The 22360-nt window shown below is 69.5% G+C and carries 25 protein-coding genes; 11 read left to right on the top strand and 14 right to left on the bottom strand.

All coding sequences use genetic code 11. From position 1 onward, the window contains the following. Nucleotides 1-73: 73 nt before the first annotated feature. On the top strand, nt 74-868 hold the full coding sequence (locus IF64_RS0108410) for an ion transporter (RefSeq protein WP_030531469.1): 795 nt from the start codon (nt 74-76) through the stop codon (nt 866-868). Between the two features lie 15 nt (nt 869-883). Here the strand turns inward: IF64_RS0108410 and hrpB are convergent, their stop codons facing one another. Continuing rightward, nucleotides 884-3367 carry an ATP-dependent helicase HrpB gene (gene hrpB, locus IF64_RS0108405; protein ID WP_030531468.1) on the bottom strand — a complete coding sequence of 828 codons (2484 nt, stop codon included), beginning with the start codon at nt 3365-3367 and terminating at the stop codon, nt 884-886. A gap of 93 nt (nt 3368-3460) precedes the next feature. Here hrpB and IF64_RS0108400 point away from each other — a divergent pair, with 93 nt between their 5' ends. Further along, nucleotides 3461-4267, top strand: a complete 807-nt coding sequence (locus IF64_RS0108400) for a DsbA family protein (RefSeq protein ID WP_030531467.1) — start codon at nt 3461-3463, stop codon at nt 4265-4267. A 67-nt stretch (nt 4268-4334) separates the two neighbouring features. On the opposite strand, the gene IF64_RS0108395 is transcribed toward IF64_RS0108400, so the two are convergent. Next, nucleotides 4335-5333: an ABC transporter substrate-binding protein gene (locus IF64_RS0108395; protein WP_030531466.1), complete on the bottom strand. Its 999-nt coding sequence runs from the start codon at nt 5331-5333 to the stop codon at nt 4335-4337. A gap of 108 nt (nt 5334-5441) precedes the next feature. Between IF64_RS0108395 and IF64_RS0108390 the strand changes: the two genes are divergently transcribed. From IF64_RS0108390 to IF64_RS0108375, 4 genes are all read left to right on the top strand, one after another. Further along, nucleotides 5442-6488, top strand: coding sequence for a FecCD family ABC transporter permease (locus tag IF64_RS0108390; RefSeq protein ID WP_030531465.1), 1047 nt, complete (start codon nt 5442-5444; stop codon nt 6486-6488). Then, complete coding sequence (locus IF64_RS0108385; RefSeq protein WP_030531464.1) at nt 6485-7564, top strand: FecCD family ABC transporter permease; 1080 nt, start codon at nt 6485-6487, stop codon at nt 7562-7564. Before IF64_RS0108390 ends, IF64_RS0108385 begins: the two co-directional genes overlap by 4 nt. Next, on the top strand, nt 7561-8364 hold the full coding sequence (locus IF64_RS0108380) for an ABC transporter ATP-binding protein (protein ID WP_030531463.1): 804 nt from the start codon (nt 7561-7563) through the stop codon (nt 8362-8364). Before IF64_RS0108385 ends, IF64_RS0108380 begins: the two co-directional genes overlap by 4 nt. A gap of 440 nt (nt 8365-8804) precedes the next feature. Then, nucleotides 8805-9020, top strand: coding sequence for a hypothetical protein (locus tag IF64_RS0108375; protein WP_051757563.1), 216 nt, complete (start codon nt 8805-8807; stop codon nt 9018-9020). A gap of 69 nt (nt 9021-9089) precedes the next feature. Here IF64_RS0108375 and IF64_RS0108370 read toward each other — a convergent pair whose 3' ends face one another. The 4 genes from IF64_RS0108370 to IF64_RS27070 form a co-directional block, all read right to left on the bottom strand. Continuing rightward, nucleotides 9090-9605, bottom strand: coding sequence for a hypothetical protein (locus IF64_RS0108370; protein WP_030531461.1), 516 nt, complete (start codon nt 9603-9605; stop codon nt 9090-9092). A 73-nt stretch (nt 9606-9678) separates the two neighbouring features. Then, nucleotides 9679-10095 (bottom strand): SRPBCC family protein, encoded by a 417-nt coding sequence (locus IF64_RS0108365; protein ID WP_084705725.1) that lies wholly within the window; start codon nt 10093-10095, stop codon nt 9679-9681. 64 nt (nt 10096-10159) lie between these two features. Beyond that, nucleotides 10160-11578 carry an amidohydrolase family protein gene (locus tag IF64_RS0108360; protein ID WP_030531459.1) on the bottom strand — a complete coding sequence of 473 codons (1419 nt, stop codon included), beginning with the start codon at nt 11576-11578 and terminating at the stop codon, nt 10160-10162. Nucleotides 11579-11585: 7 nt separating this feature from the next. Beyond that, nucleotides 11586-11753 (bottom strand): hypothetical protein, encoded by a 168-nt coding sequence (locus tag IF64_RS27070; protein WP_157575504.1) that lies wholly within the window; start codon nt 11751-11753, stop codon nt 11586-11588. Nucleotides 11754-11836: 83 nt separating this feature from the next. On the opposite strand from IF64_RS27070, the gene IF64_RS0108350 reads away from it, so the two are divergent. Continuing rightward, nucleotides 11837-12421 (top strand): TetR/AcrR family transcriptional regulator, encoded by a 585-nt coding sequence (locus IF64_RS0108350; protein ID WP_030531458.1) that lies wholly within the window; start codon nt 11837-11839, stop codon nt 12419-12421. A gap of 35 nt (nt 12422-12456) precedes the next feature. On the opposite strand, the gene IF64_RS0108345 is transcribed toward IF64_RS0108350, so the two are convergent. Continuing rightward, nucleotides 12457-13044 (bottom strand): alpha/beta fold hydrolase, encoded by a 588-nt coding sequence (locus IF64_RS0108345; protein ID WP_030531457.1) that lies wholly within the window; start codon nt 13042-13044, stop codon nt 12457-12459. A 376-nt stretch (nt 13045-13420) separates the two neighbouring features. Here IF64_RS0108345 and IF64_RS0108335 point away from each other — a divergent pair, with 376 nt between their 5' ends. Beyond that, nucleotides 13421-14377, top strand: a complete 957-nt coding sequence (locus tag IF64_RS0108335; RefSeq protein WP_030531456.1) for an AraC-like ligand-binding domain-containing protein — start codon at nt 13421-13423, stop codon at nt 14375-14377. Here IF64_RS0108335 and IF64_RS0108330 read toward each other — a convergent pair. From IF64_RS0108330 to IF64_RS25310, 4 genes are all read right to left on the bottom strand, one after another. Further along, nucleotides 14356-15246: an NAD(P)-dependent oxidoreductase gene (locus IF64_RS0108330; RefSeq protein ID WP_030531455.1), complete on the bottom strand. Its 891-nt coding sequence runs from the start codon at nt 15244-15246 to the stop codon at nt 14356-14358. The two genes, IF64_RS0108335 and IF64_RS0108330, sit on opposite strands and share 22 nt — an antisense overlap. Next, the gene (locus IF64_RS0108325) at nt 15243-15641 is read right to left on the bottom strand and encodes a carboxymuconolactone decarboxylase family protein (RefSeq protein ID WP_030531454.1); all 399 of its coding nucleotides are present in this window, start codon (nt 15639-15641) and stop codon (nt 15243-15245) included. The genes IF64_RS0108330 and IF64_RS0108325 overlap by 4 nt, the downstream gene beginning before the upstream one ends. Nucleotides 15642-15658: 17 nt before the next feature. Then, a complete protein-coding gene (locus IF64_RS0108320; protein ID WP_051757561.1) occupies nt 15659-16990 on the bottom strand; it encodes an MFS transporter in 1332 nt (443 codons plus the stop codon). 127 nt (nt 16991-17117) lie between these two features. After that, nucleotides 17118-17657, bottom strand: a complete 540-nt coding sequence (locus IF64_RS25310; protein WP_051757560.1) for a class I SAM-dependent methyltransferase — start codon at nt 17655-17657, stop codon at nt 17118-17120. 648 nt (nt 17658-18305) lie between these two features. Here IF64_RS25310 and IF64_RS0108310 point away from each other — a divergent pair. Together IF64_RS0108310 and IF64_RS0108305 are read left to right on the top strand one after the other, a co-directional pair. Next, nucleotides 18306-18737 (top strand): Hsp20/alpha crystallin family protein, encoded by a 432-nt coding sequence (locus IF64_RS0108310; protein WP_030531452.1) that lies wholly within the window; start codon nt 18306-18308, stop codon nt 18735-18737. A gap of 92 nt (nt 18738-18829) precedes the next feature. Beyond that, entirely contained in the window at nt 18830-19033 is a 204-nt protein-coding gene (locus IF64_RS0108305) for a hypothetical protein (protein ID WP_030531451.1), read from the top strand. A 58-nt stretch (nt 19034-19091) separates the two neighbouring features. Here IF64_RS0108305 and IF64_RS0108300 read toward each other — a convergent pair whose 3' ends face one another. From IF64_RS0108300 to IF64_RS0108290, 3 genes are all read right to left on the bottom strand, one after another. Beyond that, nucleotides 19092-19529: a hypothetical protein gene (locus IF64_RS0108300; protein WP_048808172.1), complete on the bottom strand. Its 438-nt coding sequence runs from the start codon at nt 19527-19529 to the stop codon at nt 19092-19094. 7 nt (nt 19530-19536) lie between these two features. Next, complete coding sequence (locus tag IF64_RS0108295; protein ID WP_030531449.1) at nt 19537-19998, bottom strand: hypothetical protein; 462 nt, start codon at nt 19996-19998, stop codon at nt 19537-19539. Between the two features lie 153 nt (nt 19999-20151). Then, a complete protein-coding gene (locus IF64_RS0108290; RefSeq protein WP_048808173.1) occupies nt 20152-21012 on the bottom strand; it encodes a LysR family transcriptional regulator in 861 nt (286 codons plus the stop codon). 131 nt (nt 21013-21143) lie between these two features. Here IF64_RS0108290 and IF64_RS0108285 point away from each other — a divergent pair, with 131 nt between their 5' ends. After that, the gene (locus IF64_RS0108285) at nt 21144-22337 is read left to right on the top strand and encodes a CaiB/BaiF CoA transferase family protein (RefSeq protein ID WP_048808174.1); all 1194 of its coding nucleotides are present in this window, start codon (nt 21144-21146) and stop codon (nt 22335-22337) included. Nucleotides 22338-22360 lie beyond the last annotated feature (23 nt).

Genomic DNA, 22360 nt, shown 5'->3' with positions numbered 1-22360 from the left:
ATACGCCCGGTTTTCCCTGGTCCGGGTCGGCGCGGCCGCCGACGCGTGATCACTGCTGGCACAATGTGCGCCCATGACCACCGGAACGCCGCGCGCAGGCCGCCGGGTGAGCGTCGTCGACCTGGCGATGCTCGCGTTGGCGATCGCTTCGGTGGCGCTGCTGTGCTACGTCCTGTTCTTCGACGTCTCCGACCGCACCGCGCACACGATCTTCATCGTCGATGCGTGCATCTGCGGCGTGTTCTTCGTCGAGTTCGTGTGGCGGTGGCGCAAGGCGGGCTGGGACAAGATGTTCCCGGTCCGCGGCTGGTACGAGATCCTCGGCATGATCCCGATCGCCCACCCGGCGCTGCGCGGGTTCCGGTTGCTGCGCATCGTGGTCGTGATCGTGCGGCTCGCGCGCACCGCCGACCGTGCCTTCGGCGAACGGTTCACCCAGAAGCTCGTCGAGCGCTACTCGACCACGATCGTCAACGCCATCAAGAAGCCGGTCACCATCGTCGTGCTCGACGAGGTGGTCAAGGTCCTCGAGACCGGTAACTATCCCAAGAACCTCGCGCGGTCGTTGGGGCAGAACAAGGAGATGCTGCGCGAGATCGTCACCGAGAAGCTCAGGAACGACCCGCAGACCGGCAAGCTGTCCCGGCTGCCGTTCCACGACGAGGTCGTCCACTCGGTGACCGACACCGTGATCCGCATCGTGCTCGACGTGCTCGCCGACGAACGCATCGACCACTTCTTCGCCGAGGTCGTGCGGGAGAACCGGCAGCAGATCCGCGAGGCCGTCGAACTCGGCCTGCACGAGAAGGACGACGACGACCTCGCCCAGCAGTTGCCCGCCCGTCCCCAGCGGAAGCTCTACACCTGAGCCGCGTGCGGGGCGTCAGTCCTTCCGTTTCGTGCCGCGCGTCGGCCGGGCGGTGCGCGGGTCCTCCGGCCAGGGATGTTTCGGATAGCGGCCGCGGAGTTCGGCGCGTACGGAGGCGTACCCGGAGTCCCAGAACGAGTCCACATCGGAGGTCACCGCGGCGGGCCTGCCTGCGGGAGAGAGCAGGTGCAGCACCACCGGTGTGGTGCCGTCCGCGACGGTGGGCGTGGCGCGCAGCCCGAACGTCTCCTGCAGTTTGACCGCCAGCACCGGTTCCTCGCCCGAGTAGTCGACCCTGATGTGCGAGCCGGAGGGCACCTCGATCCGCTCCGGTGCGAGCTCGTCGAGCCTGCTCGCCGCCTGCCACGGCAGGAGCCTCCGCAGCGCCGACGCCGTGTCGATCCGCTGCAGGTCGGCGCGGCTGCGGGCGGTGGACAGTTCCGGTTCGAGCCACTCGTCCGCCCGGTCGAGCAGCGCGGCATCGGACACGTCGGGCCACGGGTCGCCGAGTCGCGCGTGCAGGAAGCCCAGCCGTTGCCGCAGCCGCGTCGCCGCGTCCGGCCAGCGCAGCAGGTCGAGCCCTTCCTGGTGCAGTCCGTCGAGCAGGGCGCCGCGGACCCGCTGCGGATCGGGCGCCGCGAGTGCTCGTTCGGCCAGGACGATCGCGCCGAGCCTGCGCACCGACCGTGCGGTCACGTCGCCACCGGACCAGGCCACCTCGTCGGTGTCGGTCAGCAGCGGTGCCGCGACACGCGTGGCCAGCTCCTCGTCGGCGCGCGCCGCGAGCCGGACGACGGCGTGCGCACGTCCGGGTTCGCGGGTCGCCTCGGCGACGGCGAGCCATTCGGCGTCGGCCAGTCCACTGCCCGGAGGCAGTTCGGCCGCGGTGCCGCCGGCCATGAGATAGACGTTCGACGTGGCGTCCCTGCGCCGTGCCAGCCGCTCCGGATACGCCAACGCCACGACGGCGGCGACGTCGGGCGTCTGCCCGTCCGCGGCCGCCGTGCCCACGCTCGAGTCCGTCGCCTCACGCGTGTTCGAGCTCTCGCCCGTGACGAGCCCGGCGAGCCTGCGGGCCTCCTTGCGCATGCGGGACGCCTCGGGTGAGCGCGATCGGCGCAGGTCGCGCAGCGCCTGCTCCACGTCCGCCTGCCGGTCGCCTCCCGTTCCGTCCAGCAGGGCGGCGACCTCGGCGGCGGTGTCGGCGCCCACCTCGACCGCACCGTCCACCAGGGCGCGCGCCAACCGCGGATGTACGCCCAGTGCGGCCATCCGGGTGCCGCGTGCGGTGACCGTGCCGTCCTCGGCCACCGCACCCAGCGTGTGGAGCACGCGTCGGCCCGCGGCGAGTGCGCCCTCGGGAGGTGGATCCCACCAGGACAGACCGTGTCCGTCCGGGGTCGACCAGCACGCGAGTTCCAGCGCCAGCCGCGTGAGGTCCGCGGTGCGGATCTCCGGCTCCGGGTACGCGGGCAGGCTCGACGTCTCGTGCTCCGGCCAACAGCGGTACGCCACACCGGGACCCTGTCTGCCCGCACGGCCGGCTCGCTGTTCGGCGACCGCCTGCGGGGTGCGCACCGTCGTGAGCCCGGACAGTCCGCGCCGGTGGTCGACCCGCGGAACCCGGGACAGGCCCGCGTCGACCACCACCCGTACGCCCGGCACGGTGAGGCTCGACTCGGCCACCGCAGTCGCGAGCACCACCCGGCGCCGCGGGCCCTCGGCCAGTGCGGAGTCCTGCTCGGTCGCCGAGAGTCGTCCGTGCAACGTCTGCACGTCCACCCCGGGCACGTCGAGCTGCCTGCGGACCCGCCCGATCTCGGCCGCGCCGGGCAGGAACACCAGCACGTCGCCGTCGGCCTCGCGCAGCGCCGTGGTGATCGTCCTCGCGACACACGTCTCCAGACGTTCGCCCCGCGCGGGAGGGCTGTGGCGGACCTCGACCGGATAGGTCCTGGCGTGGGCGGTGACGACGGGCGCGTCGTCGAGCACCGCGGACAGCCGGTCGGTGGCGACCGTCGCCGACGTCGCGATCAGGCGCAGGTCCTCGCGCAGCCCCGCGCGCACGTCGAGCAGCAGGGCGAGCAGCAGGTCGGCGTCGAGGTGGCGTTCGTGGCACTCGTCGAGCACCACGGCCGACGTGCCGGGCAGTTCGGGATCGTGCTGCACCCGGCGGAGCAGCAGACCCGTCGTGACAACCTCGATCCGCGTTCTCGCCGACGTCCTCCGCTCACCACGCACGGCGTACCCGACCGTCTCGCCCACCGGCTCGCCCAGCAGCTCGGCCATGCGCCTGGCTGCCGCGCGGGCCGCCACCCGCCGTGGTTCGGCGACGACGACCTTTCCCCGGCTCGCCGAGCAGGCGTCGGCGAGGTCCAGCGGCACGACGGTGGTCTTGCCCGTGCCCGGCGGGGCGACGAGGACGGCCGTGCCGCGCTCGTCTAGGGCCTGTCCGAGGGCGGGCAGGACGCTGCGCACCGGGAGGTCGGGCAGCCGCATGCTCGTGTCGCTCCTCACGGGGCCGGATGGGTGGACAGGGGTTTTACCCGGTTTACGTAGCCTAGGAGGCGGCACACGCGAGGAAGGACCCCAGTGGGCGGAGCGGAACGGACCGCGCGGAAGCGGCGGCAGCAACAACGGCAACAGGGACGCAACGTCGTGGCGCAGGCGCGCGCCGCGGGCGGTGGCGGCAAACGCGTCGGCCTGATCGTGGGCGTCGTCGTGCTGGTCGCGGCCGTGGTCGTCGGCGGCGTGCTGTGGACGAACGCCTCGAAGAACGAGACCCAGGGCCAGGGCATCCCGGTCGCGCAGCCGGTGAAGTCGGAGTATCCGGAGAAACGCGACGGCGTCGTGGTGGAGACCGGAAACCCACAGGCCGAGGCGACCATCGACGTCTACGCCGACTTCCTGTGCCCCGCGTGCGGGTCGTTCTACCAGCAGTACGGCGACGAGCTGAACCAGAAGGTCGCCGACGGGTCACTGAAGGTGCGCACCCACATGGTGCCGATGCTCGTCGAGGCCTCCGACCCGCCCGGCTACTCGCTGGACGCGGCCAACGCGGCACTGCTCGCCGCCGACGAGGGCCAGTTCACCACCTTCCACGACAGCCTCTTCGAGAACCAGCCCGCCGAGGGCGCCCGCGGCTACGACGACAAGCAGCTGATCCAGCTCGGCCGCGACATCGGCATCGAGAGCAAGGCCTTCACCGACGGCATCCGCAACGGCAAGTACGACAAGCAGCTGACCGACGCGTTCGAGAAGATCGCGAAGGATCCGAAGCTCGCCCAGGAAGGCCCGCAGGGCAAGGGCTTCAGCACGCCGACCGTCACGCACGAGGGCCGGATCGTCCAGCTCGGCGACGGCTGGCTCGACCGGATCACCTCCGGCGCCAACAGCTGACCAGCGGGGATGGCGGGGTCGTGGACGTCCACGACCCCGCCATCGCCGTGTTCGGACGGGTGCCGGCTCAGCTCTTGGCCGGGTCGACGCCGTACTGCTCGGCGATGTCGTCGAGCATCGCGTGCGCACCCTGCAGGCTGACCGAGACGTACCAGGTCTCGTCGTCGACGTCGGTGAGGTCGCCGGAAAGCTTGCTCCACAGCGGATTCGACTCGAACTTCTTCTTCGGGTCCGCGGCCTTCTGCGTGGCGTCGGCGTAGGACGAGACGAACACGCGGTCGGCGTCGAGCTTGCCGATGTCCTCCTGACTGAGGTCGACGGAGATGTCGTCGGTGGTGTCGGGCTGACCCTTCGGCCGCTTCAGGCCGACGTCGCGCATGACGATGGCCGGGAACGAGTTGCTGGCGTACAGCCGGACCGTCTGCTCGCCCTCGATGAACCGCACGAGGGAGTAGGTGGGCATCGAGCCCTCCTTCTTCTCGATGGCCTCGCCGATGGCCTGTGCCCGCTGCTCGTACTCGCCGATCTTGCGTTCGGCGAGTTGTTCCTTGCCGAGCGCCTTGGCCAGCAGGCGGATGTTGTCCTTCCACGTCGCGCCCGTCGACTCGCTGAACACCGTCGGGGCCACATTGGACAGCTCGGAGTGGATCGCCTCGTGGCGGATCTTGGCCGAGACGATCAGATCGGGCTGCACGTCGTACAGCGCTTCGACGTCCGGTGCGGACAGGTCGCCGATCTCCTTGCCGCCCTCGAGGAACCGTTTGTCCTTTCCGAGGTAGTCGGGCAGCCCGTCCGACGACGGGTACTTCGTGTACGCCACGACGTCGGTCTCGAGAGAGGCAGCCGCGTCGGCGTAGCTCGAATCCAACGCCGCGACCTTCTGCGGCTGTTTCTCGACGGTGACCTCGCCCATGGAGTCGGAGATGGTGCGGGGGAACCCGCCCTGCTCCCCGGATCCGGACGGTGCGCTCTCGTTCGACGCGCAGGCCGTCAGGCCGAGGCACGCCGCGAGTCCGAGGGCCACAGCCGTGCCGGCCGTGCGCCGTGGATGAGACAAGCGCATCATTGCCTACCTTTCTCATTCGGTTAGGCTTCCCTAACAGGCCTCGAGACCATAAACGACCGCTGCGGTTTGCGGAAGGGTCGTTAAGGAAAGCTGCAAGGAGCGGGCGCGATGAACGCCACGTTCGCGGCGACCCCGCCGAGCGCGGCCGGAGGCGCGTTGCGGAGGCGGCGCACCCGGCGGCTGCTGGGCCTGTTCGCCCTGGTCCTCGCGCTGATCGCCGCCGTGGCGGCCAGCCTGGCCTACGGTGCGCACCCCGTACCGCTCGATGTCGTCTGGCGTGCGCTCGTCGCACCCGGCAGTGGCGAGCACGACATCATCGTCCGGTCGCTGCGGGTGCCGCGCACCGTGCTGGGCGTGCTGGCAGGCATCGCGCTCGGCGTCGGCGGAGCGTTGATGCAGGGGCACACCCGCAACCCGCTCGCCGACCCCGGTCTGCTCGGGGTGAACCAGGGAGCGGCGCTGGGGGTGGTGCTCGCCGTCGTCGTGTTCGGTGTCACGTCGCTGAGTACCTACATCTGGTTCGGCTTCGCGGGCGCGTTGATCGCGGCCGTCGTCGTGTTCGTGCTCGGCACCGTCCGCGGCGGTGCCACGCCCGTGACGCTCGCGCTCGCGGGCGCGGCGGTCAGCGCGTTGCTGTACGGGCTGCTCTCGGCCATCGTCCTCGGCGACCGGCAGGGCATGGAGATGTACCGGTTCTGGCACGTCGGGTCGATCGCGGGACGGGAACTGGCCGTCGGCGGACAGCTCGCACCGTTCCTGCTCATCGGCCTGCTCCTGGCGCTGGCGAACACTCCGGGGCTCAACAGCCTCGCGCTCGGCGAGGACGTCTCGACGGCGCTGGGCCGGGACGTGCGCCGCACGCGGATCCTCGGCATCGTCGCCATCACGCTGCTGGTCGGGGCCGCCGTGTCGGCGTGCGGACCGATCGCGTTCGTGGGACTGCTCGTACCTCACATCGCACGGGCGATCACCGGACCCGACTACCGCTGGCTCGTGCCGTACGCCGGACTGCTCGGCGCCGTGCTCGTGCTGGCCGCGGACGTGCTCGGCCGACTCGTCGCGGGCGACCGGCTGGAGGTCGGCATCCTGCTGGCCGCCGTCGGCGCGCCCGGTTTCATCCACCTGGTCCGGCGTCGGGGGTTGAGCAAGATATGAGGGCCGTGCGCGACATCGCACCCGTGCCGGGCCGCAAGCACGTGCGCGCCGGGAAGGTCGCCGGGGCGTTCCGGCCGCGGTCGGTGCTCGTTCCCGTGCTGTGCCTCGCGGCGCTCGTGCTCGTGGCCGCGGTGAACATCGGCAGGGGCAGCTCCGACATCGAGGTCCTCGACGTGCTGCGGACGCTGGCCGGGGGAGGGGACGAGCGCGAGACCGGCATCATCGTCGACCTCCGGCTGCCGCGCACGCTCGCGGGCGTCCTCGTGGGGGCCGCGTTCGGCCTCGCCGGTGCGCTGTTCCAGACGATCGCGCGCAACCCGCTGGCCAGTCCGGACATCCTCGGCGTCACGTGGGGAGCCGGCGTCGGTGCCGTGTCGGTGATCGTGCTCGGGGGCTCGGCCGGTCAGGTCAGCGGCGCCGCCGCCGAACTCGGCGTACCGCTGGCCGGGCTGAGCGGCGGTCTGGTCGCCGGGCTCCTGCTCTACGCGTTGGCCTGGCGGCGGGGCATCGAGGGGTACCGGATGGTGCTCGTCGGGATCGGTCTCGCCGCGATCGGCAGCAACGTCGTGTACTGGCTGCTCACGATCGGCGACGTCGACGACGCCACGCGGGCGACCACGTGGATCGTCGGCAACCTCGCAGGCGTCGGCTGGGAGGCCATCGCACCGGTCGCGCTGGCACTGGGCCTGCTCGTGCCGGTGACCCTCGCCGCCGCGCACACCCTCGGCGGTCTGCAGTTCGGGGACGAGACCGCGCGCGGGATCGGGATCCGCGTCGACGCCGCGCGCGCCACGCTGCTGCTGCTCGCGACGGCGCTGGCCGCCGTCGCCACCGCGGTCGCCGGCCCCCTCACGTTCGTCGCGCTGGCCACACCGCAGATCGCGCTGCGCCTGGTCCGCACCCCGCAACCACCGCTCGTCGGTTCGATGATCCTCGGCGCGCTGCTCACCGTGAGCGCCGACCTGTGCGTGCGGCTCGTCGCAGGCGATCTGCCCGTCGGCGTGCTCACCGCCGTGCTCGGCGCCCCCTACCTGATCTTCCTGTTCCTGCGCACGCGTAAGGAGGTCCGGGCATGACCGGATGCCGCCTGCAGGTCGATGCGGTTCGCTTGGGCTACGACGAGCGGACCGTCGTCGACGGACTCGACCTCGACGTCGCCGACGACGAGATCACCGTCATCATCGGCCCGAACGGCTGCGGAAAGTCGACGTTGCTGCGCGGCATGGGCAGACTGCTGCGGCCCCGCGGCGGAGCGGTGCTGCTCGACGGACGGCGCATCGACCGCTTGCCGACCAAGGAGGTCGCCAAGCACGTCGGAGTGCTGCCCCAGACCCCGAGCGCCCCCGAAGGACTGACCGTCGGCGACCTCGTCTCACGTGGACGGCAGCCCCACCAACGCTGGTACCGCCAATGGTCGGCCGACGACGAGGACGCCGTCACCCACGCACTCGCCGTCACCGGCATGGACGCCTACGCCGACCGCGTCGTCGACGAACTGTCCGGCGGACAACGCCAACGCGCCTGGATCTCGATGACCCTCGCCCAGGACACCTCGCTCCTGCTGCTCGACGAACCCATCACCTACCTCGACCTCGCACACCAGGTGGAGGTCCTCGACCTCGCCCACCGCCTCCACACCGAACGCGGCACCACCGTCGTCATGGTGCTCCACGACCTCAACCTCGCCGCCCGCTACGCCCACACGCTCGTCGCCATGAACGAAGGACGCATCGTCGCCCAAGGACCACCCGGCGAGGTACTCACCGAACAGCTGCTGTCCGACGTCTTCGGCCTCGACGCGAAGGTCCTGCCCGACCCCGTCGCAGGAACCCCGCTGGTCGTCCCCATCAGCGCACACCTGCGCGACCACGCGTGACAGCGCCGGTCACCGGGCACATGGACCCCCGGTGACGCCCCGATGGACCCCCTGTGCAGAGCCCCCGAAGCGATGGGGTACATTATTTCGCACAGGCAGCGGTGAGAGCCGCGAACACTCGCTTCGCTCCTGGGCCGGTGGTTTCGCGTCCGCGGGTGTATCCCGGTGCTGGAGCAGGTCCTGGTTGTTCGCTCCTGTGCCCGGGCGTGGGCGCTCGTGCGGGGGTACGGCTGGACTTGCGGCGTAGCCTGGTCGAAGCTCGCAGGGCGAGTGCAACGACGCACCCGCCAGGCAGTGGAGTCGTTGCGGCTGGTGGCCCAATCTCGACGCGTTCCGGCGAGTGAAGATGGTGGAAGCGAGCGACGCAGTTGCTCCCGGGCATTCACTTCGATGTGCAAGAGGTGCTGGTACCTGGCGGTCCGTGGCGTACCCGCGTCGCAGTGCGTTCTCACGTCTCGGGAGCGCTTCCTGACGGCGCACGGTACGAGAACACCGTCTTCCAGTTCCTGACGTTGGTCTGGGGACGTGTCACCGAGGTCGAGACCTTGGAGGACCTGCAGGTCCTGGAACGAGCGCTCGCTGCGGTGGCGGCCGCGGGTGTTGCCCAGGCTGCGGCACCGCCGATCGCCGACGAGCCAGTAGGTGATCCCTCGTAGGTTGTGCCTTGAGGTTCACGGCCCGTAGAGCTGACGACCGTGCAGCGGTGCCGGGTCCGGTTCGCGTCCTCAACCCGCGGACGGTTCAGCCCGGTGGCGACGGATGTACACGATGGAGGCCACGCCGAGTAGCGGTGGCCAGAGGGCGGCGAGCAGATAGCAGACGGCGCACAGCCATGCCCAGGCGTCGTAGGCAGTGCCGGCGAACGGGTCGACTTTGTCCCAGGCGATGATCGACATCGTCACGAGCAAAGCCAGCACCAGTGCACCGGCCAGGCCGGCGCCGCCGACGGCCGCCGGCACGACGCGATTCAGGCGAGCGGGCAGCCAGCGGGGGGTCACCTGCTTCGGCTCGACCGCGAGCAAGAGCATGCAGCCGATGGCTACGAGCTGCATGGCCGACAGCACGAGCAGGTACCACGTTCCTCCCCCCGGGATGTCCTGCTGCTCGCGCCAGGCATCCGGCGTGCCGAGCGTGGCACCCATGGCCAGGGGAAGCCGCCACAGTGCGGTCGGCAAGGCGACCGCGATCGCTGCGTACGCGCACCAGGCCGCCAGATCGACGGGGCTTGACCGGTTGGTCACGGTTCGTCGCTCCTTGCGTGGCAGCCTCGCGGCACGAGCGTGCGACTGCGAGGCGATGGAAGGGCCGCTGCCATCATGTCGTAGGTCGTGCGGCGGCTCGCTCCGCGAGGCGTTCAAGCCGCAGCCCCGGAAGGCTGTCGAGGGACCGCCCTAGGATCGCGGCCAGCGCACCGCGGCGCTCGACCTCATGCGTGACGCGAGTCTGGTGCGGCGTTGCGTGTGGTGCCAGGGTCCACGCACCGGTCTCGCTCAGGAACGCCACTGTCCACGACATGACGATCATCTCGGCGTCGATGTGGGTGTAGGTGAGGGTGCCGCGGAGCCCCCGGATGACGTCCAGTCGATACTCGACGCCGATTGTGGCGCGCGCCGGGCCGTCGACCCGTACGAAGGCAGGATTCCAGTCGGGCAGCTCCGGTGTAGCGAGCAGGATGTCGTGCACACGTGCTGCGGGGGCATCAATGATGGCGCCGCGGGATGCGCCGGTCATAGCGGATGGCCCTCTCGGGGGAACCACGCGGTGTCTCGATGGGCTGAGCGTGTCGGACGGAGGTTCATCGGTCGCCCTTCGCGATCCGTCGCGCGGTCGTCAGCAGTTCCCCACGCTCGGCATGGTCAACGTGATAGCCGTCGACCATGACCGCATGAATGGACTGGGTGTTGCGGATGTCGCTCATCGGGTCCGCATCTAGGATCACTAGGTCGGCCACGCGGCCCGCCTCCACCGTTCCCGCCCACTGCTCGCGCCCGAGGAACCTGGCCGGTTCCAGCGTGGCGCACTGGAGGGCGCGCATCGGGGTCAGGCCCGCTGCAACGAGCTGTTCGAGTTCGACATGCAGGCTGAACCCGGGATAGAGCCCGGGGCCGACCAAGTCGGTGCCGGCGAGCAGCCTGACGCCTGCCTCGTCCATGGCACCCACGGTCGCCAGGCGCCAATCGTGCAATTCGCGGTGCTGCTCGGCTTCCGCTGGGGAACGGTGACCCCCGCAGTAGATCTCCGTACGAAGGAAGTCCCAGGAGTCGGGTGTGCCGGGCGCCATGTACTCCATCCGCTCGTCGTCGAGTCGGATCGACTCGGGCCGGTCGATCACCGTGTGGACCGCGAGGGTCGGCGTGTAGGCGACATCCGCAGCGACGAGTCGTTCGAAGATGGACGCCGCCCTCGCAGGGCGGTAGGACGCGACGGCCTCCCACTCGATCCGGCTGACCTGCTTGATCCAGCTGCCCAGGTGGAACTCGGGGTACGTCTGGATTCGAGACATGGCCGCTTCGAGCCGATCCATGTCCGAGGATGCGGCCGGCCAGATGCCACCGAAGAGGTGCTCGAACGACCGCTGTCCCGACTCGATCTGCTCGGGGAACGGCACATAATCCGACCGATGGCCGGCGACGGTGGTCCCGCGCAGCTGTGCCTCAGCGAGGACGGCCCGATAGGCTTCCGACCCCAGGCGGGAGTACACCTTGATGAAGTCCGCTCCGCCGTCGATCGCCTCCGCCACGGCACGCCGCGCCTGTGCACGTGAGTCGACCGTGACGACCGGAGTGTCCGGGACGTCGGACCACAGGGCGGGGCTGCCGTCGAGCAGCGGGCTGGCGATGGTCATACGAGGCCCGAGCAGTTCGCTGGACTCGATCATCTGACGGATCTGGTGTAGCCGTGGCCGGCCCCACATCTCGCGCACAGCGGTCACGCCGTTCGCGACATACAGGTTGGCGAAGTGGCGTGGGTCGTCGGTCTCCGACTCGCTGTGGACGTGCATGTCGGTGAGGCCGGGGATCAGGTACTTGCCGCGGATGTCGCGGACCACGGCCCCTCGGGGGAGAGGGACGTGGCTCGCCGGACCCACTGCCGTGATCACGCGGTCGATGACGATCACGGTCTGGTCTGGTCGCGGCGGCGCTCCCGTGGCGTCGATGACCGTGGCGCCGACGTAGGCCTGAACTCGCGGGACTCGGATGCTGTCGTTGCTCATGGAGCTGTTATCCCTTGGTGTGGGTGAACTGCGGGGTCGTCACGGTGCGCAGTGCGAGCCCGGCGCCGACCGCGGCGAGCGCGAGCACGGCTGCTCCGACGACCGCGGCGACGCTGAGGCCGTGGGTGTCCGCCTCGACGGCCTGCAGTTGCGCGAGGGGTGTCGTGAGGGGCATGGGATCACCGTACACACGTCTGATACATATGTACAAGACAGACGTACAAGACGGATGTACGGCTTCGAGTTAGGATCGGGTGTATGGGACAGCGTCAGGATCTCCTTGCCGGGGCGAAGCGGTGTATCGCCGAGAAGGGGTACTCGCGTACGACGGCGCGTGACATCACCGCTGTATCGGGCGCGAATCTCGCCGCGATCGGCTACCACTTCGGCTCGAAGGAGGCACTGCTCAACGCCGCGGTCCTCGAGTCGTTCGATGAGTGGGGCACCGCGATCGAGCAGGCTCGCGTCGGTTGGGGGGCGGCCGAGCCGCTCGCGCGCTTAGAGCAGTTCCTCGAGGGCTTCCTCGCCGGGTCCGTCGAGCAGCGGGCCACGCTCGTGGCGAGCGTGCATGCATTCGCCGAAGCGGAGTTCGCGCCCGAGGTGCAGGAGCAGCTCGCCGCGACCTATGAGCGCAACCGTCGGAGCATCGCCGCGATGCTGCTCGACATCGAGCCTGCCGCCGTAGACGAGACCGGCCGGCAGCTCGGATCCCTCGTCCTTGCCGTCATCATCGGCACGGCGTTGCAGTGGCTCATCGAGCCGGAGGCGACACCGTCGGCATCCGCCCTGACCGCCGCCGTGAGCGCGCTGGCCATGGCGAACGGGCCCGGTGGCAGCCGTTAGCCGAGGCCCACCGAGCGGCGGATGGCCGAACGCGATCACTCGCGGTGCCGCGCGCTGCGCACCTCCAGCCCGGCGAGCGCGGTGAGGTAGTCCCGCGGCCGCTCGAAGTACACAAGGTGCCCGCCCGAGATCAGCACGAGCTCCGCGGCGGCGAGCCGCTCGAGTGCGCGCGAGGCATCGTCGACGTCCATCGCCGCCTTGAGCACGCCGTTCTCGTCGTATGAGGTGCCGTGCTTGTCGTGCCACCACCGCGTGTGGATCAGCGTCGTCGGTGCGCGGACGGCGGCCAGTGCGGCGCCGGTGTCGAAGCCCTCGTGCCAGCGTCCCGTGTTCCAGGAGCTCCCGAATGCGGGGTCGTACGTGACCATTCCCTCGAACCAGACGTCGACCGCTCGCGGCAGGAACCAGATGCGATACTCCGCCGCGATCCGCAGCGCGAGCACGCCACCGGACGAGTGCCCCGCCAGAAGGACGGCCTCGTCGGTGAGCGTCTCGATGACGCCGGCGAGGAGCTCGCCGACGGTGACGCACGTGTACTCGTCGTGGTCCAGGTGCTCGGACGTGCCGTGCCCGGGGACGTCGATCGCGATCACGCGATGCTGTTTCGTGAGCGTGGGCAGCACGCGCCGGAAGTCCTGTCAACGCGCCGCTTGCCCGTGTAGCAGCACCACGGGCGGACTGTTGTCGGGACCTTCCGCGACGTTGAGCGCACGACCGCCCACGGCGATGCGGTGCTCCTTCATGAGCCCGCGCAGAGCCGACCTAGCCATCGGCCCGGATGTCCGGCATGACGGCGTCGATGAACTTCTCGCTTCGCTCCTGGGCCGGTGGTTTCGCGTCCGCGGGTGTATCCCGGTGCTGGAGCAGGTCCTGGTTGTTCGCTCCTGTGCCCGGGCGTGGGCGCTCGCGCGGGGGTACGGCTGGACTTGCGGCGTAGCCTGGTCGAAGCTCGCAGGGCGAGTGCAACGACGCACCCGCCAGTCCCCACGAGGAGCGGCCATGACCAGCGCGACACGGTCCGTCAGCCGAGACGACAGCGGTATCCACCACGCCCGTGGCTTCGACGAATGGAAAGCGATGCTCGGGCACCGGTTCGTCCCCGTGCGCCTCGTCAGCGACCAAGGCGAAACCTTCTCCGGCACCCTCCGTGAACGCGCACTACGGCACGTGTCCGTCGCCGAGATCACCGCCGACTCGCATCGCGTCATCCGCGCGCCCTCCCAGATCTCACCGCGCGACCCCGCCGTACTCAAACTCAGCGTGCAGCTGACCGGCACCGGCCTCGTGGTCCAGGACGGCAGACAGGCCACCCTGCACCCCGGCGACGCCGCGATCTACGACACCGCACGGCCCTACACCCTCGCGTTCGACGAAACGATCCGCTGCCTCGTCTTCGCGTTCCCCCGGTCGGCGATCGACCTCACCGACCGGCAACTGAGTGCCGTCACCGCGCTCCCGGTCCACGGGAACGACCCCGCGGGCAGGCTCGTCGTGCCGTTCCTGCGCGAACTCGGGGCGACAGTGCTCGAACTGTCGGAGACGCAGGCGATGCGGTTCACCCACAACGCGCTCGACCTCGTGACCACCCTGCTGGTCGACGTACTCGACACGGATGTCGAGCCGCACGGCGCGCCCACGCTGGCCGACATCAAGGACTGGATCGACCAGCACCTCGCCGACGAAGATCTCTCACCCGGCCGGATCGCGGCCACGCACTTCGTCTCGCCCCGCCACGTGCAGAACCTCTTCAGCAACGACGGCACCACCCTGAGCGCGTGGATCCGAGGCAGGCGGCTCGAACGGTGCCGACGCGAGCTGGCCATCCCGGAACGGGCGGCCGAACCCGTAGCGGCCATCGGCAGGCGCTGGGGTTTCACCGACGCGGCGCACTTCAGCCGCACCTTCAAAAGCCGCTACGGGGTGCCGCCCGCTCGTTACCGCGAACTCGCGCGTTGACGCCAGTGCTCGAACGCCTCGGTGTGGTCGACCGCACCGAGCGCTTCGAGCGCATCGGCGAGCCGTCCCTGCACCGCCTCGCACACCGGCGCGTCACCGAGCGCATCCCGCGTGACCTCCAACGCGATGCCGACGTCCTTCGTCATCAACGGCAGTGAGAACCCGGATGCGTGCTGCTGCTGCACCACGTGCGGGCCGAGCACATTGCTCGTGACGAAACTCTGCCCCGTGGAGGCGTCGAGGATGTCGACCATCAGCTGCGAGTCCAGACCACGTTGCGCGCCCGCGATGAGCGCTTCGGACGCGGCCGTGTACGCAGCGGCCGCGACGAAGTTGTTGAGCGCCTTCATCGTGTGCCCGGTACCGATTCCCCCGGTGCGGAACACGCGTTCGCTCATAGCGTCGAGCACCGACAACGCCACCGACGCCGCCTCCTCGTCGTCGGCTCCGAGCATGATCGACAACGTGCCGCTGCGGGCGCGCTCGACGGCCCCCGAGACGGGCGCGTCCACCAGACGCACTCCGTGGTGCGAGAGGGTTGTGGACAGCTCGACCGTCTCGAGTGGATTGGACGAGCTCATCTCGACGACGACGGCACCGTCCGGGAGAACCTCGGCGATCGACCGCCGGTGTTCGCTGCCGGTCAGTGCGGCGGCCACGTGCGCGCTGGTCGGCAGCATCGTCACGACACAGTCGATGTCGGCGAAGTCCTCGGACGATTCCACGGCCTTCGCGCCGTACTCGTCGGCCAGCCTCCGCGCGAGCTCGGTGTCGGCATCGTGCAACAGCAAGGGAAAACCCGCCTCCGCGACGTTGCGCGACATCGGGCCGCCCATCGTACCGAGACCGATGAACGCCACGCGGATCATGACGCGTTCCCGAACGTCACGCCGTCCTCGGCGAAGATCTCTCCCGCGGTGCGTATTCCGTCGACGGCGGCGGGAATTCCACAGTAGAGCGACGAGTGCAACATGATCTCCCTGATCTCCTCGGGCGTGACGCCGTTGGCCAACGCTCCGCGCAGGTGGATTCGCACCTCGTGCGTGCGGCCGAGTGCGACGAGCATCGCGAGCGTCAGCATGCTCCTGGTCCGGGTGTCGAGCTCGGGGCGTTGCCAGATGTCCCCGAAGACGTTGCGGGTGACGATCTCCTGCAGTTTGTCGGTGAGTTCGGTGGTGGACTCGATCTGGTCGTCGGCTCCGGCCGTGCCGAACATCCGGCGCCGCAGGTCCCGGCCGAGTTCGAACTCTTCGTCGCGCAGCATGAACTTCCTTTCTCGGATCACAACCGGCGGTGGGAACCGTCGGGTTCGGGAAGGGACGACGAGTACCGGCGCAGTCCCAGCACCGACGCCACGCTGATCAGGCAGAACACGATCATGAACGCCGACACGGCGAAGACACTGCCGGCCGCGCCCCACAGTGCCGTCGCGATCAGCGGGGAGAACCCGCCTGCGAGGCAGGCGCCGATCGCGTAGGAGATGGAACTGCCGCTCATGCGGACCTGCGGTGGGAACAGCTCCGCGAACAGGGCGGCCTGCGGCCCGTACGTCGCGGCGAGCCCGAACGTCAGAACCACGACGGCCAGGAACACCAGCACCGGCTCCGCGGTGTTGAGCAGCGCGAAGAACGGCACGGCCCACACGACGATACCGAGGTATCCGCCCAGGTACACCGGGCGCCGACCGTAGCGATCGGACAGTTTCGCAAAGCCGATCATGCTGGCGAACCAGGTGGCGCAGCCGACGAGCAACACGTCGAGCATGAAGTTGCGGGAGAGCCCCAGTTCCGACGTGCCGTAGGCGGTGACGAACGCCAGGAACACGTAGCCGCACGCGTTGTTGCCGACGAACGATCCGATGGCGATCACCATGCGCTTCTTGTGATCGCGGAACAGTTCCACCAGTGGGACCCGTGCGGTCTCCTTGGCCTGGCGCAGTTCTCGGAAGACGGGGCTCTCCTCGGTCCTGCGCCGGATGTAGTAACCGATGAGCACCATGACGAAACTGGCCAGGAACGGAATGCGCCAGCCCCACTCGCGGAACGCGTCGTCGGGCAGCGCGAACGTGGCGGCGAGCAGCACGACGTTCGCGATGAACATGCCTGCGGGCGTGCCGAGCTGCGTGAAGTTGCCGTAGAGGCCGCGCTTGTGGGCCGGCGCGTGTTCGACCGCGAGCAGCGACGCGCCACCCCACTCGCCACCGGCGGACAGGCCCTGCAGCAGCCGGAGCACGACCAGCAGGGCCGGGGCTGCCGCGCCGATCGACGCGTAGGTGGGCAGCAACCCGATCAGCGTGGTCGAGGCGCCCATCAGCAGCAGCGTGGCCAGCATGACGCGTTTACGCCCGATCCGGTCCCCGAGGTGGCCGGCGATGACTCCGCCGAGGGGGCGGGCGACGAATCCGACCGCGAACGTCGCGAACGCGGCGAGCATGCCTCCGACGGCGGACGACGACGGAAAGAACAGGTCGCCGATGAGCAGCGCCGAGGCGATCGAGTAGACGTGGTAGTCGTACCACTCGACGGTGGTGCCGACGAAGCTTGCCCACGCCGCCGTCCGCCGTGCCCGCGGTGTCGCTGTCTCGTGGCCGGTTCGTGTACTGGGCGTGTTCACCGTCGAACTCCCTCCGATTCCGGTCGCTGCAGGCAGTGTCGGCCCGCGGGGAGCACTGACGGTTGTCCGGAACTGAAGAGAGTTTGACCGCACGCGCAAAGGCGGCGCCCAGTCAGTCGTCGCGGCCTCAGGTGTGGGTGATCGTGTACACGCCGAGTTCCGGGTCGCCCGCCGGTGCGAGCGTCAGCCCGTGTGCGGCCGTCTCGGTGCGCAGGCCGTCGGCGTCGACGAGGTGCCACCGGTAGCTCACGGTGCGCTCGTCGAGCTGGGTTTCACCGTCGAGCGTGCGGTAGGTCATGAACCACGTCAGCGTGCCGTCGCCGGTCGGTTCCGCCTTCGCGCGCCCCTCATAGGTCAGCCTGCCCACCCGGGCCGTCGAGGCAACGGACTCGGGCACGGGTACCGGCTCGGCGGGCGGCTGGAGGTTCACCACGGCGACACCTCCGCGGTCGAGGCGTTCGGCCAGCAGCGACCACAACACGCCCCGCTGCGCGGTGTCGAAGTGACCGAGCACGTTCATCGCGATGAGCGCGGAGAACCGTTCCGGCAACTCGACGTCGGGGAACGACGAGGGCAGGACGGTGACGCGGGTGCGCAGGTCCTCGTCGCCGTGCACGCGCGCCAACAGGGCGCTGCGCAGCCCCGGCGACGGCTCGACGGCGACCACGTCCGCACCGGCAACGTCTGTGCGAGCAACAGGGTGCCGTGGCCGCTTCCCGCGCCGAGGTCGACCGCGGTCGTCGGGGAGGTCGCGGTCGTCGGGGAAGTCGGGGAGGTCGGTGAGAGAGCCTCGGTGAGCACGGGGCGCAGCATCGTCCAGAACGGTTCGATGAGCAGGTCGATGAACTCGGCGGACTCGGAGTACTCGTCGTTCATGGGATCCCTTCGATGGTGACGGTCTCCACCGTGCTACCAGAAATGAAAATCGTTTCTATTATCTCGGGTCTTCGTCGGTGCATGTCAAGATCGGGACTGGCCGGCTGCGCCGGGTCGACGGTTGGGTGGTGAAAGTGCTCGTCGTCGACCTGAATCGCGGGGTTGACAGAGTTTGCAGTCGTCGATACAAAATTTGTAGAGCGGTGAATGACCTGGAGTCGGTCGACAGACGGTTTCGGAGTGATTCACGATGCTGACGGCGATGGACCTTCTGCCCAGCAGGCGACATCTCACGCCCCCGTAGAGGCACGCGGCCTCCGGGGTGGCTTTCCGTGATTCCTCGGTTCCGAACGCTGGTTCTGGTTGTGACGTCCCGGCTGCCCGAGTGGCGGCCGCGGGCGGTGTATGAGGCGAAACGACTGGACAGGAGGTGGTGGTCATGCTGATGAGGACCGACCCGTTCCGGGAGCTGGACCGCATGTCCCAGCAGCTCTTCGGACAGAACGGAACGTCGACGCGTCCCGCCGCGATTCCGATGGACGCCTACCGTTCCGGGGACGAGTACGTCGTCGAGTTCGACCTGCCGGGTGTCTCTGCCGACTCGATCGACCTGGACGTCGAGCGCAACGTGCTCACCGTCAAGGCCGAGCGCGAAGCGAACTACCGCGACGGCGACGACGTCCAGGTCGGGGAACGTCCACGTGGGACGTTCTCCCGGCAACTGTTCCTCGGGGACACGCTCGACGTCGACCGGGTGCAGGCGAGCTACGACGCGGGCGTGTTGACCGTGCGCATCCCCGTCGCCGAACAGGCGAAACCGCGCAAGATCGCCATCACCGGCGGAGGGGAGCGCAAGGAGATCAGCGCGTGATCCGGCGGATCACCGCAGGCACGCGCTGAATCCCTCGACGTCGCAACTCCTCGAAGTCAGGGAACCTCGACGAACAGTTTGCGGAGGAAGCCATGATGCAGCACGAAGCCGCCGACGGTGACCGGGTGGCCCAGCTGATCCCGGTCGAGTTGGACGAGCCCACGTCCGACGACGTGACGCCCGACGTGATGTCCGACGCGGTGCCGGCTGCGGCCGAATCCGCATTCGACGCAAACCCCGCTGACGTGCTCGACCAGCACGTCAGCGTCCCCACTGAGATGGTCTACCGCGGCTGACCGCTCCCGGCCGGACGCGGGACGGATGCGGCGTCCGCCGAGCGTCGGACGACGGTGGTCAGTGTGGTTTTCGTGGTGCGGTGAGGGCGCAGACGCGGTAACCGTCGTCGTATTGGCGCACGGTGACGTGTTGGGTGTCGGTGCGGCGGCCGGCGGGGGTGTGTGCCGAGCCGGTGACGGTGCCGTCGAGACGGTAGCCGTCGGCGTGGTCGATCGTCACCGATTCGACGCGCACGGGATGTTGGCGCATCGCCGCGAGGATCTGCTGTCGTTCCTGCCGGGATTTGCCTGCCACGTCCCGTCCCCACGAGTAGAGGTCGCCGCATGATCGGGCGAGCATTCCGTCGACGTCGCCCTGGTTGCGAAGTTCGATGTAGTGGCGCACGACCTCGTCGGCGTTCTGTTGCGCGGATTCGCTCGGCTGCCCCTCGGCGCCGCAGGCGGTCACCGCTGCGACGCCGAGGGCGAGCGCACCCAGGCGGATGCTGTTACGCATGGTCACCTCACGGCACACCCGCGCCTGCGGTCCAGGTCACCTGGGCGCCGAGCACGTTCACCGACTGGAACCGCATCGCCGGATACGCGCCGGCGTTGCCCCACACCATCGGACCGCTGCGCCCCGTCGTGCCCGCTCCGAACTCGCTCCACGCCTCGGGTCCCGGATCGCTGCCCTGGGCGTTGGTGTAGTGCTTGGCCGTCGCGTGGATGGGGCTCGCATCCGACTGCGACTGATAGCTGTAGTCGATCACGGTCCCGGGGTAGCCCAGGACGTAATCCGTGCTCTGCGACACCGGACCCCACGCCCCTCCCGGCGGTGCGTAGCCGGTACCGCCGAGCTGCTTGGTCTGCGGCGGTTCCTGGAAGGCAGGAGCCTGCGGCTGGGCCTGTGCGACACCGGTACCGGCGACGGTCACCAGGACGACCCCGGTCATGCCGACCAGAATCCGTTTCACGTTGTGCCTCATGGCAAACCTCCTTTCGCTGCGCGCGGCGCCGATGCCGCACGCAGCGACCACAGTGGACTCCATGCGTGGTGCCGCGGTGGCATGGCGGTGGTGTCCACGAACGGACGACACGCGTTTGGGGGAGTGGAGTGTGTGTCGCGCCGATGGAGCTCGCTAGTCGCGGGCTCGGCGCAGTACCTGCACGACCGGCTCGAACCGCGCGTCGGCGGCACGCCACACCAGGTACGTCGTGAGTGTCGCGCCCAGGTCCTCGACGGGCAGGACCGTGCACTCCGGGTCGAGCGCCAGCGCCGTCGCCGACTCCACCGGAGCGAGACTGAATCCCTTGGTGCTGCGCAGAAACACCAGCAGCCCGCTGGTGTCGGTGAACTGGGCGTCCTTGTCCACCACCACGCCCTGTGCGGCCAGCCGGTCGGCGCGGTGCGATCCCAGATCCCAGTGCCGTGGCCCCTGGATGTAGGTGAAACCGCGCAGATCCGCCAGGGTCAGTGACGTCCTGCCGGGAAAATGGCTCGCGTCGACGACCGCGCCGAGCGGCTCGCGGTACAGCACCACCGTCGCCAGGCGGTCGTCGCTCGTGCCCACGTGCGAGATCGCCAGGTCCAGCGAATGGCTGAGCAGCGCCGACTCCATCTCCAGCGACGGCAGCTGGCGGATCGTGAACCGGAACCGCTCCTCCAGCGACCTGATCGACGCGCTGAGGTTGCGCCGGTGCGTCGGATTGAGCACGTCGGGCACGGCAAGCCGCACGTCGCATCGCTGATCGCGCGAACTGATCAGCCCGGGGATGGCGTCGAAGTCCGCCACGACCGACTCGGCCAGCGGCAGCAGCGCCTCCCCGGCCGCCGACAGCCGGGTGTGGTGGGTGGAGCGGTCGAACAGCGGTTCACCGAGTTCGCGTTCCAGATCGCGGATGCGCTGGCTCAACGGCGGCACCGACATGTTCAGCGACCGGGCGGCGCGCGTGAAGTTCAGCTCCCGCGCGACCGCGAGGAAGTACCGCAGGTGATGCATCTCCACACCCCGCAGCGTAACCGCGGTGTTATCACCGCGGACATACCAGCGTGAGGCAGACGGTCATTCCCTCGTCACGCTCCGCTACCTAACGTCGTCGGTGAGCCGATCGTGAGGAGGAAAGGAGCGCGATGACCTCGTCCGAACCGCCGGAATCCGAGGCTGTGACCGGAGAGGGGCCGCTCGCCGGTGTGACCGTGGTCGACCTGTCGTCTGCCGTCATGGGCCCGTACGCGACCCAGATTCTGGGCGACTTCGGCGCCGACGTGATCCGCGTCGAGCCGCTGCGCGACGTCGCCAGGCACTCCCCGGCGAACACCGGGCGCTCGCCGGGGATGGCGCCCCTGTACATGCAGGTCAACCGCAACAAACGCAGCGTCAGCCTCGACCTGAAGGATCCGGCGGGACGTGAGGACCTGCTCGCGTTGCTCGCCGACGCCGACGTGTTCGTCACCAATATGCGCGCGGGCGCGCTCGAACGCCTCGGTCTCGGCTACGAAGAGGTGCGGCAACGGTGCCCCGGCCTGGTCTACGCCCACGCGCAGGGCTTCGCCGCCGACTCCTCCCGCGGCGGCAGGCCCGCCTACGACGAGGTCATCCAGGCCTCGTCGGGCCTGGTCAGCCTGCAGAACCGGGCCGCGGGCAGCATGCAGTTCGTCCCGACGCTGATCGCCGACAAGACCGCCGCGCTGTACCTGCTCAGCGGCGTGCTGGCCGCGCTGTACCACCGTCAGCGCACCGGCGAGGGCCAGCACCTCACGCTCGCCATGGCCGACGCGATGATCGCGGTCAACCTCGTCGAGCACCTCGCCGGTGAGGTGTTCGTGCCGCCGGCAGGCGATGTCGGCAACCCGTTGTCGCTGTCGGGCACCCACGCGGCCATGCGCACCGCCGACGGTGGCGCCATCGCCGCGGTGCCCTACACCAACGAGGCCGTCCGCACGCTGCTCGTCGGGGCGGGCCTGCACGAGGAGGCCGCCGACCCGGCGTGGGACTCGCCGGTGATCGACCGCGAGGTGTTCACCGCGGGTGTCGAGAAGGTGCTGGCCAACTCGACGAACCGCACGACCGCCGAGTGGGAGGAGTACCTCACGGCCCACGACGTGCCCTACGCCACGGTGGTCGATATCGCGGACCTGCCCGGCGACCCCTATGTTCAGGAGGTCGGGTTGATCAAGGAGAGGGAGCACCCCACGGAAGGCACCGTCCGGGTCGTGGAGAGCCCGCTGCACTTCTCCGCCACGCCCGTAGGGTTCCGACGGCACGCCGAGCGAGCCGGAGAGAGCACCACCGAGGTCCTCGCCGCCCTGCGCGCGGACCGCTGAAAGCCGTAGAAAGGACACCGACG

The organism is Prauserella rugosa (genome assembly GCF_000719975.1).
GTDB classification, from domain to species: Bacteria; Actinomycetota; Actinomycetes; order Mycobacteriales; family Pseudonocardiaceae; genus Prauserella; species Prauserella rugosa.
The sequence above is the reverse complement of the archived record's forward strand: the minus strand, read 5'-3'. Positions and strand labels throughout refer to the sequence as shown.

Excerpts from the sequence above, each read along its gene's own strand:
- IF64_RS0108410 (WP_030531469.1), top strand. The coding sequence starts at position 74 with ATGACCACCGGAACGCCGCGCGCAGGCCGCCGGGTGAGCGTCGTCGAC.
- hrpB (WP_030531468.1), bottom strand. The coding sequence starts at position 3,367 with ATGCGGCTGCCCGACCTCCCGGTGCGCAGCGTCCTGCCCGCCCTCGGA.
- IF64_RS0108395 (WP_030531466.1), bottom strand. The coding sequence starts at position 5,333 with ATGATGCGCTTGTCTCATCCACGGCGCACGGCCGGCACGGCTGTGGCC.
- IF64_RS0108390 (WP_030531465.1), top strand. The coding sequence starts at position 5,442 with ATGAACGCCACGTTCGCGGCGACCCCGCCGAGCGCGGCCGGAGGCGCG.
- IF64_RS0108385 (WP_030531464.1), top strand. The coding sequence starts at position 6,485 with ATGAGGGCCGTGCGCGACATCGCACCCGTGCCGGGCCGCAAGCACGTG.
- IF64_RS0108380 (WP_030531463.1), top strand. The coding sequence starts at position 7,561 with ATGACCGGATGCCGCCTGCAGGTCGATGCGGTTCGCTTGGGCTACGAC.
- IF64_RS0108365 (WP_084705725.1), bottom strand. The coding sequence starts at position 10,095 with ATGACCGGCGCATCCCGCGGCGCCATCATTGATGCCCCCGCAGCACGT.
- IF64_RS0108360 (WP_030531459.1), bottom strand. The coding sequence starts at position 11,578 with ATGAGCAACGACAGCATCCGAGTCCCGCGAGTTCAGGCCTACGTCGGC.
- IF64_RS27070 (WP_157575504.1), bottom strand. The coding sequence starts at position 11,753 with ATGCCCCTCACGACACCCCTCGCGCAACTGCAGGCCGTCGAGGCGGAC.
- IF64_RS0108350 (WP_030531458.1), top strand. The coding sequence starts at position 11,837 with ATGGGACAGCGTCAGGATCTCCTTGCCGGGGCGAAGCGGTGTATCGCC.
- IF64_RS0108335 (WP_030531456.1), top strand. The coding sequence starts at position 13,421 with ATGACCAGCGCGACACGGTCCGTCAGCCGAGACGACAGCGGTATCCAC.
- IF64_RS0108330 (WP_030531455.1), bottom strand. The coding sequence starts at position 15,246 with ATGATCCGCGTGGCGTTCATCGGTCTCGGTACGATGGGCGGCCCGATG.
- IF64_RS0108325 (WP_030531454.1), bottom strand. The coding sequence starts at position 15,641 with ATGCTGCGCGACGAAGAGTTCGAACTCGGCCGGGACCTGCGGCGCCGG.
- IF64_RS0108310 (WP_030531452.1), top strand. The coding sequence starts at position 18,306 with ATGCTGATGAGGACCGACCCGTTCCGGGAGCTGGACCGCATGTCCCAG.
- IF64_RS0108305 (WP_030531451.1), top strand. The coding sequence starts at position 18,830 with ATGATGCAGCACGAAGCCGCCGACGGTGACCGGGTGGCCCAGCTGATC.
- IF64_RS0108300 (WP_048808172.1), bottom strand. The coding sequence starts at position 19,529 with ATGCGTAACAGCATCCGCCTGGGTGCGCTCGCCCTCGGCGTCGCAGCG.
- IF64_RS0108295 (WP_030531449.1), bottom strand. The coding sequence starts at position 19,998 with ATGAGGCACAACGTGAAACGGATTCTGGTCGGCATGACCGGGGTCGTC.
- IF64_RS0108290 (WP_048808173.1), bottom strand. The coding sequence starts at position 21,012 with ATGCATCACCTGCGGTACTTCCTCGCGGTCGCGCGGGAGCTGAACTTC.
- IF64_RS0108285 (WP_048808174.1), top strand. The coding sequence starts at position 21,144 with ATGACCTCGTCCGAACCGCCGGAATCCGAGGCTGTGACCGGAGAGGGG.